This window comes from Longimicrobium sp. (genome assembly GCA_036389135.1).
Taxonomy (GTDB): domain Bacteria; phylum Gemmatimonadota; class Gemmatimonadetes; order Longimicrobiales; family Longimicrobiaceae; genus Longimicrobium.
Genome location: DASVQP010000008.1, coordinates 14,996 through 27,390 on the forward strand (window position 1 = coordinate 14,996; position 12,395 = coordinate 27,390).

Here is a 12,395-nt window from a genome sequence, read left to right on the forward strand (position 1 = left end):
ACCGCCGGGGGATGATGAATCGCCGGGGGCTGAAGCCCCCGGCTGGAACCACGGGAAGACCGCTGAAGCGGTCTCGAGTGCGGCCGGGTGCGGTGCCTGCGGCGCGCGCGGAGTTCCCCCCCTCGCCCGCCCTGAGCCCCCGCAGCCGGGGGAGGGGGCCGGGGGGGGCCCTCCGCGCGGCATAAAACCCGCCGAAGCAAACCCAAGCCCCTCTCTCGATGACAGGAGGGCGGAGCCCTCTCCTGTTATCGGGAGAGGGGGCAGTCGAGTGTAACGAGACGGGGGTGAGGGCCTTGCAAGAACGCGAGTACGTCCTGGGCACCGGCGACGGCGAGCTGACGCGGCTCGGGTTTCAGCACGCGGTGTGGAGCGGGTACGCGGCGGAGGGGTGGGAGGCGGCCGGCTTTGGGCCCGGGCAGCGGATCCTGGACGTGGGGTGCGGGCCCGGATACGCGTCGTTCGACCTGGCGCGCCTCGTGGGGCCGACGGGGCACGTGCACGGGATCGACCTTTCCGCGCGCTTCATCCGCCACCTGCAGGGGGAGATCGCCGCGCGCGGCATCCCCAACGTCACCGCCGAGGAGGGCGACCTCACCGCGGCGCCGCTCCCCCCCGATCAGTTCCACGGGGCGTACGCGCGCTGGGTGCTCTGCTTCGTCGCCGATCCGGAGGCGGCGGTGCGGGCGGTGGCGCGTGCGCTGCGGCCCGGCGGCGCCTTCGTGGTGCAGGACTACTCGCAGTACGAAGCCGTCCAGATCGCCCCCGAAGACCCCGCCTTCGCGCGGATCTTCCCCGCGGTGGTGCGGGCGTGGCGCGAGCGCGGCGGCGATCCCAGCGTGGGCGCCGCGCTCCCCGCGATGATGGAGCGGTGCGGGCTGCGGGTCACGCACATCCGCCCCATCCGCCGCATCGGGCGGCCGGGGACGGCGTTCTGGCAGTGGCCGCGCACCTTCTTCGACAACTTCCTCCCCACGCTGGTAGAGGCGGGTCTGCTGAGCGCGGGCGAGCTGGCGGAGTTCGATGCGAGGTGGAAGGAGTGGGAAAGCGTCCCCGGGGCCTTCTTCGCGTCGCCGCCGATGGTGGAGGTGGTGGGCGTAAAGCGTTGATGGCCCGGCTCCTGCAACGCGCCGCGCCCGATCGCGAACGGAACCCGAAGAGGAGGATGGAACAGTGGCCAGTCTCTCGCGAAAGCTTCTGTGGATGGTGGTCGGCACGGCGGCGTCGAAGGTGGTGAGGAGCCGCACCCGCAAGGCGATGCACAACGAGCACGGCGCCCCGCGCCTCCCCTATCCGGTGCGCCGCCGCAGCGGGCTGGGCACGGCCATCATCCTGGCGGCGGGTACGGGCGCCCTCATGGCCCTCGCCGACGTGCTGAGCGAGCAGGGCAAGGACGCCGCCCGCGCCCGCTGAACCCGCAGCCGCCGCAAACGTCCCCCTCGCGGACCCAGGCCACTCGCCCCGAGGCGGAAGCCGAGTCCCCGCAGGGGGACTTTGTGCTGTCGTTGCCGCGAGTTCACTCGCCCCGGCCCCTCGCCCGCAGTAACTTCCCCGCATGCGAATCGTCCTCCAGCGCGTGTCGCGCGCCCGCGTCACCGTCGAGGGGCGCACCACCGGCGAAATCGGCCGCGGATTGCTCCTCCTCGTCGGCTTCACGGAGGGCGACGGCGAGGAGGCGCTCGCGTGGATGGCGGACAAGGTGGTCGGGCTGCGCATCTTCCCCGATGACGAAGGGAAGATGAACCGCTCGCTGGAGGAGGCGGGCGGCGCGCTGCTCGTGGTGTCGCAGTTCACGCTGTACGGCGACGCGCGCAAGGGAAGGCGCCCATCGTTCGTGGATGCCGCGCGCCCCGAAACCGCCATCCCGCTGTACGAGCGCTTCCTCGAGCTGCTGCGCGCCACCGGCCGACCGGTGCAGACGGGCGAGTTCGGCGCGATGATGGAGGTGGAGCTGGTCAACGACGGCCCCGTAACCCTGGTCCTGGAACGCTGATCCCGATGTCCGACTCACCCCGCATCGTCCTCGCCTCCCAGTCCCCGCGCCGCGCCGAGCTGATCGGGCGGCTGGGGCTCGTCTTCGACACCATCCCCGCCGACCTAGACGAGCGCTACCGCGACGGCGAGACTCCCCCCGAGCACGCCGAGCGCCTGGCCCGCGACAAGGCCCTGCACGTCGCGGCCGGGAACCCGGACGCGCTGGTGGTCGGCTCGGACACCATCGTGGTGGTCGATGGCGACGTGCTCGGCAAACCGCGCGACAAGGCGCAGGCGGTGGAGATGCTGACGCGGCTCGCGGGGCGGGAGCACGAGGTGTGCACCGGGATCGCGGTGGTGCAGGGGGGGCGCGTGGAGAGCGGGCTGGAGCGCGTCCGCGTCCGCTTCCGCGCGCTCGACCGCCGCACCTGCGAGGAGTACGTCGCCACCGGCGAGCCGATGGACAAGGCCGGCGCGTACGGAATCCAGGGCTTCGGCAGCGCGCTGGTGGAGGGGATCGAGGGCGACTACTTCGCCGTCATGGGGCTTCCCGTGGTGCACATGTTGAAGCTGTTCGAGCGCTTCGGCTGGCGCTACGCATTCGGCGAGCTGCGGCGCGGGTAGGGCGATGGAGGCACCTTCTCTCGCGGAGCCGTGCGCGTGGCGCTGAGCTCGCCCGCCTGCCTGCGCGGCGGGGCCGGCCCGGAGCGGTTCCCCTGCCCCTGCTGCGGACATCTCGTGTTCGGCGTCGCGCCGGGGTCGCACGAGATCTGCCCGGTCTGCTTCTGGGAAGATGACGCCGCGCAACTCCGCGAACCCACGACCCGCGGCGCCAACGCGGTCACCCTGGCGGATGCGCAACGCAACTTCGCGGAACTCGGAGCATGCGAGCCGCGCGTGGCCGCCTTCGTCCGCCCGCCGGCCGCGGACGAGCCACGCGATCCGCTCTGGCGGCCCGTCGACCCGACGTGCGACATCGTTCCGGCGCACGACCAGCCGTACTATTGGCGCACCCCATCCTCCACCCGCGCATCAACATGATCCTGGCGATCGATGAAGGGACGACCGGCGTCACCTGTCTGGTGATCGACGTGGAGGGGCGGGTGAGGGGGCGTGGATACAGCGAGTTCGGCCAGCACTTTCCGCGGCCGGGATGGGTGGAGCACGATGCGGAGGAGATCTGGGAGACGACGCGCCGCGTCGCCGCCACCGCCGTCGCGGATGCGGATATCGCGCTGGAGGGGCTCGCCGGGATCGGCATCACCAACCAGCGCGAGACGATCGTGCTGTGGGACCGCGCCACCGGCCGCCCTCTCCATCGCGCACTCGTCTGGCAGGACGGCCGCACCGCCGACGTTTGCCGCGCCCTCAAGGATGCCGGCCGCGAGGAGGACGTACGCGCGCGCACGGGGCTGGTGATCGACCCGTACTTCAGCGGCACGAAGCTCTCGTGGCTCCTGGACAACGTCCCCGGCGCGCGCCGCCGCGCCGAGGCGGGGGAGCTGGCCGCGGGGACCATCGACAGCTGGCTGGTGTGGAAGCTCACGGGCGGCGCCCTGCACCTGACCGACCCGACCAACGCCTCGCGCACCCTCCTCTACTCGCTCGACGACGGCGCGTGGGACCCGGCGATGCTCGACCTGTTCGGCGTCCCGGCGGCCGTGCTCCCGCAGGTGCGCGCCTCCAGCGAAGTCTACGGCACCACTCGCGGCGACGCGTTCGGCGGCGAGGTCCCCATCGCGGGGATCGCGGGAGACCAGCAGGCGGCGCTCTTTGGGCACGGCTGCTGGACGGCGGGGGAGGGGAAGAACACCTACGGCACGGGCGCCTTCCTCCTGGTGAACACCGGCGCCGAGCGCGTGGCGTCGAAGCACGGGATGCTGACCACCGCCGCCTGCGGACCGCGCGGCGAGCGCGCCTTCGCGCTGGAGGGCTCCATCTTCATCGCGGGCGCCGCCGTGCAGTGGCTCCGCGACGGCCTCGGCATCGTGGAGCAGGCCGAGGAGACGGACGCGATGGCCCGCTCGCTGGAGAGCAACGACGGGGTGTACTTCGTCCCGGCGTTCACGGGGCTGGGCGCGCCGCACTGGGAGCCACGGGCGCGGGGGACGCTCTTTGGCCTCACGCGCGGGAGCACGCGGGCGCACCTGGCGCGCGCCGCCCTCGAGGCGATGGCCTACTCCACCGCCGACGTGGTGGAGGCGATGCAGGCCGACGCCGGCGTCACCCTCTCCGAGCTGCGGGTGGACGGCGGCGCCACATCGAACGACTGGCTGATGCAGTACCAGGCGGACGTGCTGGGCGTGCCCGTGCGCCGCCCCGCGATGGTGGAGATGACGGCGCGCGGCGCGGCGGGGCTCGCGGGGTTGGCGACGGGCGTGTGGCGCACGCCGGAGGAGCTGGATGCGGCGCGCCCCGAGGAAACGGTATTCACCCCCGCCGCGGACGACGCCGCGCGTGGGGAATGGCAGCGCGGATGGCGCCGGGCGGTGGGCGCGGCGCGCGCGTGGGCCGCAACGGAGGAGGAATCGTGAATCACCTGATGCTCTGCCTGTGCCTTTCCCTCGGCACGGGCCCGGAGACCCCCGCGGACCGCTTCTTCGCGGAAGACAAGCTGAAGCACTTCGCCGTTTCCTTTGTCTTCACCAGCCTGGCGTCCAGCGGCGCGCGGGCGGCCGGCCTGGGGCGCACCCCCAGCCTCACCGCCGGCGCGGCGGCGGGGATGGGCCTGGGCATCGCCAAGGAGCTGCGCGACCGCCGCTCCCCCGAAAGCGGCACCGCCTCCCTCTACGACCTCGCCTGGGACGCCATCGGTGTGGGCACCGCGACCGTGCTGGTGGCCCAGGCTCGATGACCGTACCGGAGGTCCCCGCGCGCCTCAGCTTCTCCGGCCAGACGACGGAGGCGCGCGCCCGCGTCCTGGAGCGCACCCCCCGCTGGCGCCGCACGGCCGCGCTGAAGGAGCTGGCGTGGTGGCTGCTGGCGCCCGCCGTCTTCTTCATCCCGCCGCACATCCCGTGGGTGCTGCTGGTGCTGGGCCTGGGCGCCTTTCGCGCGTTTGGCCGCCTGCGCGAGCACCGCACCCTGCTTTCGCTCCACGGCCCCTGCCCCAAGTGCGGCACCGCCCAGGACTACTCCGAGCTCGGCCGCATGCGGCAGCCGCACATGGTGCAGTGCGCGAGCTGCCGCTGGTCCGTGCAGGCGGAGGTCGCGCGCGGGACGGTGGGGTAGGGAACTGCGGGGGAATGGGGAATGGGGAATGGGGAATGGGGAATGGGGAATGGGGAATGGGGAATGGGGAATGGAAGACGGCGGCGCCCGCGCGGAACCGCGTTCCGCACGAGCCGGCTTCAGCCGCCTTCCCGTAGTTCCAGCCGGGGGATTCATCCCCCGGCGACCAGCCGCCGGACCGTCCCTACCGTCCCGGACCCATCCCGCCCCCTGGAGCCTGCGAAGGCAGGCTTCCCGCGGTTGTTGCAGCGGTTTCAACCGCCGGACCTACCCCCGGCCGTCTACCGCGCCAGCGTCGTCCACACCACGATGGCCCCGCACGCGCGCCGCCGCCCCGCGCTGTTGTAGTGCATGGCGATGTTGAACTCGCCGGGGACGTCGGTGCCCTCGTAGATCTCCACGGCCACGATGTCCTCGCGCCGCAACCGGTTCAGCTCCCGCGCCGGCACCTGCCGCGCGTCCAGGAACACCGGCACCCAGCACCTGCCCCCGCCCCTGTTCTGGATGAATATGATCCCGTCGGGGCCGGCCGGGGTGGCAAAGATCCGCCGCGTGCCGGTGATGTGGTCCGTGATCCGCCCGCGGCCCTTGTCGCGGAACTCGTCGCCCGTCAGGTACGTTCCGATGCCGCGCTCCTTGCGCTCGTAGAAGCCGAGCCGCGAGAGGATGCGCGCCTGCGCCGCCGCCGTAGCCGTCACGCCTTCCAGCTGCACCACGCGCAGAGAGTCGCGGGCGGCGACCACGGCGGGCGCCGCGCGCCGCGGAAGCGACAGGTGCACGGCGCTCTCATAGCCCGCCACCGCCACCTGTGCGGCGTCGGGCTTCCACTGCAGCGAGTCCGCGCGCGGGTGCGTGAACTCCACCTCGTAGCGCCCCACCGGCACCTCGCTGATGCGGAACGCTCCGGACGCGTCGGTCGTCGCGGAGTGACCCGTGCCGGCCAGCCTCACCACGGCGCCGGCGAGCGGCGCGGCGCGGGTGCTGTCGAAGACCGTGCCCGCCACCACCCCGGTCGCGGTCGTCGCTCCGACCCCCAGGACCTCCGCCCCCACCTCCGAGATCGAGACGACCCCCACCGGCGCATCCGCCACGCTCCGCCCCCTGGGATTCACCATCCGTCCCACCACGGGGAGCCGCAGCTTCCACCGGTTGACGATCCACGTCCCCGCGTCCGTCTGGTCGAACTCCACGGTGCCGCCCCAGCTGTCGTCAACGGAGATCTCGTCGAGGCGCGTGTAGGTGAACTCCATGAAGCGCAGCTCGGCGCTGGCCGGGTCCAGCCACAGGGTGCCCTGCACGTCGGGGAGGCGCCTCCCGCGCACCGGCTCGAACGCCAGCCCGATCATCCCCGCCGCCTCGCCGCTCCCCGGCACCACGCGGAAGCAGTGGCCGTTCAGGAACTCGTCGGAGAGGAGGACCTGCGCGTCGGGCGCAAAGAACACGTTCTCCCGCCCCTCGCGCCGCACGTACCCCTCGCGCGCCAGCTCCTCCGGCGGGAGGCTGCGGAAGGGGTCGAGGCTCATGCCGCGCGTGGTGTCCTCCTGCGCGGCGCGCGTCATCGAAGTGGAGGCGTCCAGCTCGCGGCGGAAGCGGCGGACGGTGTAGAGGGTGCCCGCGCTCGTTTCCGACAGGCGGGTGGCGGAGAGTACCTTGCGGGCCTCCTCCCAAACGGCGGCGGTTCGCGCCCCGGCGCGCGGGTTCACCACGCAGCCGCGGTCGCCCGCGACCACCTTGATTCCCTCGAGCTGCACCCCCCGGCCCCCTGCTTCCAGCCGCAGCGTGAACGTTTCCCCCGCCGCCAGCGAGATCGGCGCGGAGAGCGTGGAAGCGTGGCCGACTCGTTCCGCGCGCACCCGGTACCGTCCCGCGGCGGGCGCGGTCAGCGTGAAGCCCCCGTTCGCCCGGCTCGACGCGGCCGCCACCGCCCGCCCCCCTTCGTCGAGCAGCGAAACGGTGGCCCCGGCGAGCGGCGCCCCCCGGTCCGCCGCCACCAGCGTCCCCGCTACCGTCTGGGACGCCAGCGCCGCCGGGATCGCGGAACAGGCGAGGACAAGCGCCATCGTACGTAGCATGGAAGGCTCCTGCTGCAGGTATGTGGGAGGGGGGTGCACGGACCCGAAAGGAAACGCACGGGAGGGAGGATATCTGACGGATTCGCGCCAAGCGTTTGTAAGAAGCCGAAACGCGAGAACGGATGGCCTCACACAGAGCCACGGAAGGAAACTACAAGGATAGAAGAGGAGGTTCTCTGTGCCTTGCCTTTCCCCTCTGCGTCTCTGTGTGAGGCTTTTTCGAAAGAACGCCCCGCCCTCCATGCCGGAGGACGGGGCGGTTTCACGCTGTTCCGGGAAAAATCAGGAAACGCCGAGCGTCTCCCGGTTGTCCACGATCTCGGCGTTGCGGCGGGCGCTCTGCAGCCAGCGCTCGATGGTGCCCTGCTGCATCTGGTAGCTCACGCTGGCGCGCTGCTGCTCCTTCTGCGCCTCCCACGCCTTGCGGTCGGCGGGCACGCGCTGGGTGGGGCGGATGATGAAGAGCCCGGTCGGCGTCTCCACCACGCTGCTCACCTGGCCCACCGGGGTGCCGAACGCCGCGCCGATCGCCGCGTTGGCCTGCCCCAGGATGGGGTTCGGCTCCACGCGGGCAAAGGGCCCGGCCACGCCCACCGTCAGCCCGCGCCCCGCCGCCACCTGCGCCAGCGAGCGCCCGGCGCGCACCTCGGCCACCATCTTCTCGCCGGCCACGCGGGCCTGCGCGCGCTTCTTCCGCACGATCAGGTCGCGGCGGATCTGCGGAGTCGCCTCGGCCAGCGTCATGCGGCCCTTGGGGGCGTAGCTCTCCAGCTGGAGCACGTACAGCGCGTTGTCGTTCTCGAAGACGTCGCTCATCACCGGCTTGCCGTCGCTCTCGCCGGGGTTGGCGGCCCAGTCCAGCGCGTCCTGCGCCGGGCCCACGCCGGGGATCACCGGGAGCGACTCGGTCACCGTGACGCCGCGGCGCACAGTGGCGCCCACGGCGCGCGCCGCGAGGTTCATCCCGGAGCGCTCCGCCAGGGTGCGCAGCGAGTCCGCCCGCACGTCCAGCTTGGCCAGCTCCGCCTCGGACTTGCCGATGGGGAGGAGGATGTGGCGCGCCTTCACCTGGTCGCCCGTGCGCTCCTGCACCTGGATCAGGTGCAGCCCGAACTGGGTCTCCACCGGCTGCGAGATCTCGCCCACCGGGAGGGAGAAGGCGGCCGAGTCGAACGCGCCCACCATCTGCCCGCGCCCAAAGGTCCCCAGGTCGCCGCCCTTCTGGGCGCTGCCGGGGTCCTGGCTCTCTCGCGCCGCCACCGCCGCGAAGTCGCCGCCGCCCACCAGCTCCTGGCGGATGCGCAGCGCGTTCTGCACCGCCGCCTGCTTGTCCGCGTCGGTCAGCGTCTTGGCGATGTACGCCACCGTCAGCCGCGCCGTGCGCGGACGCTCGAAGCGGTCCGGGTTGTCGCGGAAGAAGTCGCGCACCTCGGCGTCGGTCACGTTCACCTGGCCGGGCGCCAGCTTCGCCAGGTCGAGCGACACGTACTCGACGGTGGCGCGCTCGTTCTGGTCCTGGAAGGCGCGCCAAAGCTCCGCCTCCGTAACCCGCGCTCCCGCGGCGAGCTGCCGCTGGAGCTTCATGCGCGGCAGCATGGCGCGGTAGTAGCCCTCGATCTGCGCCAGCAGCTCGTCGCTCGCCTGCGGGCTGGCCAGGAACGACTGGTACTTGCGGATGTCGAACTGCCCGTTCGTCTGGAAGATCTCCTGCTGCGAGATCTGCGGGTGCGGGAACGAGCGGGCGGCCAGCACGATCTCGCCGTCCGTCACGTTGATTCCGCGGCGCTCCATCTCCTGGCGCAGCAGGGCATCGGTCACCAGCTCGTCCCAGGCGCGCTCGCGGATCTGGCGCTGCTCCTCCGGCGTCATGCGCGTGGCGCCGCCCTCCTGCGCCTGCCGGGTGAGCGTCTCCAGCGCGTTCTGGTACGCCTGCACCGTGATCGGCTCCCCGTTCACGCTCCCCAGCTCGTTGGGCGCGGTCTGGCCGGTCTCGGCGATGATCCCCCAGACCATGAAGAGGAGAAAGAAGACGACGGTGGGAAAGATGATGAACTTTCCGGCCTTGCTGCGGATGAACTCCATCATGTGGGCGTCAAACTCCGGAAGTGCGCCGCGAGATCGCGGCGGATGCATGTGGTTTGCGAGCGTGCTGCGGACCGCCTGATGGGCGAAAGTGAAGGCCGCAAAGATACTTACCCCGGCCGTTCGCCGCAACCCGTGCCCCCGCGTACCCCGCACGCCCGCGCGAGGTTGCCGTTGACCCATGGTGCCGCGAGGCTTAAGTTGCGTTCCCTGTTCCTAAAACCTGCCCGCACCACCCCTCCCAGGCACGAGCCGCCATGCCCGACATCTCGCCCGAGCTTGCCGCCCGGATCGAGCAGCTGAGGAGCAGCCACGACGGCAACCCGTCGCGCTTCTTCATGCCGCTCGCTTCCGCGTACCGCGAAGCGGGCGATCTGGCGAGGGCGGAGGAGCTGCTGCGCGAGAACCTCAAGCGGCACCCGGGCTACCTGAGCGCGCACGTCCTGCTGGGGCGCTGCCTGGCGGACCGTGGGGCCACGGAGGAGGCGCGCAACGAGTTCGGCTACGTCCTTTCCATCGACCCGCAGAACCTGATCGCCCTGCGCACGCTGGGCGAGATGGCCGCTTCCGGGGGGGACCAGGCCGAGGCGCGCCGCTGGTACGGCGAGCTGCTGGCGGTCGATCCGATGAGCGCGGAGGCGCGGCAGGCGCTCGATTCACTCGACTCCGCCCCCGCCGCGGCCGCCGCTCCCGATCCATCGGGTGGATGGGACCCGTTCGAGCACGGCGGAGTCGCCTCGCCCGAGGCGGTGGATTCGTCGTTCGGCGAGCCCGCGCCGGCGTACGGCGAGACGCGCATCGACGACGGCTCGTTCGACGAGCCGGAGCTGATGGACGCGCCGGGCTTCGACGTGCCCGCCACGCTGGAGCCGTCGCCGGAGCTGGGCTTCGGCGGCATCAGCCTCCCGCCGCCGGCCGCCGCGGAGGAGCCCGCCGCCGACCTGTCCGGCTGGGGCGACGTGAGCCTGGACGAGCCGTTCGAGTCCCCCCCCGCCGCCGCGGCGCCGGACGCGCTCGACTTCGGCACGGTGGATCTGACGGACGACTGGAGCAGCGCGCCCGCCGAGCCACACCCCGCCGCCGACGCCGGGTGGAACTCCTTCAACGACGCGCCGGACGAGCCGGTGGAGCTGCGCTCCTTCCACGACGAGGACGCCGTCGGCGAGGACGAGGTGGAGATGGTCACCGAGACGATGGCGGAGCTGTACTACCGCCAGGGCTTCGTGGACCGCGCCGCCGACGTGTACCGCGAGCTGGTGGCGCGCCGCGGCCATGAGCCCGCCCTCATCGGCCGCCTCGCCGAGCTGGAGACGGAGCTCCGCAACCCCGCCGCCGACAAGCCCGCGCCCGCCTCGGTCCAGGAGGAGGAAGCCGCGCCGTCGTGGCTGGACGCGGTGGACGCCGCGATGACCGGCAACGCCCCGCCGCCGCTCCCCGGGATGAGCTTCGCCGATGAGCCCGGCACCCCGCCGCCGCTCCCCATGATGAGCTTCGCGCACGACGAGCCGGCCAGCGACTTCATCGGCGCGCAGGGCGGCGAAACGTCTGCCGACACCTTTGCCGAGTCGTTCGCGAACGGGTTCGGTGGACCCGCGGCGGAGACGGCGCCCGCGGAGGAAGCCGCGCCCGCCTACGCCGCGCCCTTTGACGCCGAGCGCGACGCCTGGATGCCGCCGACCGTGGAGCCCACCGCCCCCATCGAGGACGCCGCATTCGAGATGGAGCCCGCCTTTGCCGCGGAGCCCGTCACTGCCCAGACGGATGCGGAGCAGGGGACGGAAGGAAGCGAGTCGGTGGCGGCGTACCTCTGGTCGATCCTCTCCTGGCGCCCGGGCGCGACTGCCAGCCCCGCGTACGAGTCGTACGCCACGGACGTGGAGCCGGCCGCGCCCGCCCCGCTCGAGTACAACCCGCCCGACATCGAGCCCGAAGCGGGCGCGCCGCCCCCCGCCGAGCCGTGGGATGACGTGACGCTGGGCGCCGCCGAGGAGCAGCCGCCGCTGGACGAGCCCTGGATGGCGGATGGGGCCGTCGAGTCGGAGCTCACCTCGGCCAACGACGAGGACGAGCCGTGGGCGGTCCCGGCCGCGCCCACCGAGGACATCCTCCCGCCGGACGACACGGCGGGGGCGATCGACGAGCTTCCGTGGCTGGCGCTGGACGAGCCGGTGGCCGCTTCGGAGCCGGACGCGGATCAGTTCGCGCCGCCTGTGGAAGATTTCGCGCCCGCGGGAACGGAAGGTGCCGGGGACGCGGCGGACGAGCCGATGCCGTGGGAGATGGCGCTGGACCTTCCGCCGGCGGCCGCGGAGGCCGCGCCGGCCCCGGCACCCGCGGAGCCGGTGGGTGGGTTCTCGTTCGAGGACTTCTTCTCGGAGCCGGCCCCCGCGCCCGCGCCGCCGCCGGCCCCCGCACCGCAGCCCGCGGCCCCGGCGGCACCGGCCGCCGACGCGGCGGCGGACGACGACGAGGACTTGGAGAGCTTCCAGGCGTGGCTGCAGAGCCTCAAGCGTTGAGGATCGGGGTCGTCCACGGCCCCAACCTCAACCTCCTGGGCACGCGCGAGCCCGCGCTGTACGGGAGCGCGACGCTGGACGACGTGAACGCCGGAGTGGCGTCGCTGGCCTCCGAGCTGGGCGTGGGAGTGGAGTTCTTTCAATCCAACCACGAGGGCGCGCTGGTGGACCACGTGCAGGAGGCGGCAGGGCGCGTGGGCGGGTTCGTGGTGAACGCGGGCGCCTACACGCACACCAGCATCGCGCTGCGCGACGCGCTGGCGGGAGTGGCGCGTCCTTACGTGGAGGTGCATCTTAGCAACGTCTTCGCCCGCGAGCGCTTCCGGCACCGCTCGTATCTCGCCGCCGGCGCCGTCGGCATCGTCTCCGGCTTCGGCGCGGAGAGCTACCGGCTGGGGCTGCGGGCGCTGGTGGAGCTTTTGGAGAACGAACAGAAGTCCTAAGTGCTAAGTCCTAAGTCCTGGGTGTTCCAGTTCAGCACTTAGCACTTAGCACTTAGGACTACCAAACCGAAACTTCAGTC

General features: G+C 72.3%; 12 protein-coding genes. 10 read left to right on the forward strand and 2 right to left on the reverse strand.

The annotated features are described in order from the left end of the window. Window positions 1-293: 293 nt before the first annotated feature. The 8 genes from VF584_02050 to VF584_02085 all read left to right on the forward strand — a co-directional run bounded on the left by VF584_02050 (window position 294) and on the right by VF584_02085 (window position 5,202). Window positions 294-1,106, forward strand: coding sequence for a methyltransferase domain-containing protein (locus VF584_02050; protein ID HEX8208942.1), 813 nt, complete (start codon window positions 294-296; stop codon window positions 1,104-1,106). Between the two features lie 64 nt (window positions 1,107-1,170). Then, on the forward strand, window positions 1,171-1,410 hold the full coding sequence (locus VF584_02055; protein HEX8208943.1) for a hypothetical protein: 240 nt from the start codon (window positions 1,171-1,173) through the stop codon (window positions 1,408-1,410). Window positions 1,411-1,552: 142 nt separating this feature from the next. Then, window positions 1,553-1,990 (forward strand): D-aminoacyl-tRNA deacylase, encoded by a 438-nt coding sequence (gene dtd / locus VF584_02060; GenBank protein HEX8208944.1) that lies wholly within the window; start codon window positions 1,553-1,555, stop codon window positions 1,988-1,990. A gap of 5 nt (window positions 1,991-1,995) precedes the next feature. Then, window positions 1,996-2,595: a Maf family protein gene (locus tag VF584_02065; GenBank protein ID HEX8208945.1), complete on the forward strand. Its 600-nt coding sequence runs from the start codon at window positions 1,996-1,998 to the stop codon at window positions 2,593-2,595. 36 nt (window positions 2,596-2,631) lie between these two features. After that, on the forward strand, window positions 2,632-3,012 hold the full coding sequence (locus VF584_02070; protein ID HEX8208946.1) for a CPCC family cysteine-rich protein: 381 nt from the start codon (window positions 2,632-2,634) through the stop codon (window positions 3,010-3,012). After that, entirely contained in the window at window positions 2,976-4,505 is a 1,530-nt protein-coding gene (gene glpK / locus VF584_02075) for a glycerol kinase GlpK (protein HEX8208947.1), read from the forward strand. Before VF584_02070 ends, glpK begins: the two co-directional genes overlap by 37 nt. Beyond that, window positions 4,502-4,825: a hypothetical protein gene (locus tag VF584_02080; protein HEX8208948.1), complete on the forward strand. Its 324-nt coding sequence runs from the start codon at window positions 4,502-4,504 to the stop codon at window positions 4,823-4,825. Before glpK ends, VF584_02080 begins: the two co-directional genes overlap by 4 nt. Further along, window positions 4,822-5,202, forward strand: a complete 381-nt coding sequence (locus VF584_02085) for a hypothetical protein (protein ID HEX8208949.1) — start codon at window positions 4,822-4,824, stop codon at window positions 5,200-5,202. The genes VF584_02080 and VF584_02085 overlap by 4 nt, the downstream gene beginning before the upstream one ends. 281 nt (window positions 5,203-5,483) lie before the next feature. Here VF584_02085 and VF584_02090 read toward each other — a convergent pair whose 3' ends face one another. After that, complete coding sequence (locus VF584_02090; protein HEX8208950.1) at window positions 5,484-7,274, reverse strand: carboxypeptidase-like regulatory domain-containing protein; 1,791 nt, start codon at window positions 7,272-7,274, stop codon at window positions 5,484-5,486. A 282-nt stretch (window positions 7,275-7,556) separates the two neighbouring features. Next, a complete protein-coding gene (locus VF584_02095; GenBank protein HEX8208951.1) occupies window positions 7,557-9,359 on the reverse strand; it encodes a SurA N-terminal domain-containing protein in 1,803 nt (600 codons plus the stop codon). A gap of 254 nt (window positions 9,360-9,613) precedes the next feature. Here VF584_02095 and VF584_02100 point away from each other — a divergent pair, with 254 nt between their 5' ends. Beyond that, window positions 9,614-11,872, forward strand: coding sequence for a tetratricopeptide repeat protein (locus tag VF584_02100; protein HEX8208952.1), 2,259 nt, complete (start codon window positions 9,614-9,616; stop codon window positions 11,870-11,872). Further along, the gene (aroQ, locus tag VF584_02105; GenBank protein ID HEX8208953.1) at window positions 11,869-12,315 is read left to right on the forward strand and encodes a type II 3-dehydroquinate dehydratase; all 447 of its coding nucleotides are present in this window, start codon (window positions 11,869-11,871) and stop codon (window positions 12,313-12,315) included. The genes VF584_02100 and aroQ overlap by 4 nt, the downstream gene beginning before the upstream one ends. Window positions 12,316-12,395 lie beyond the last annotated feature (80 nt).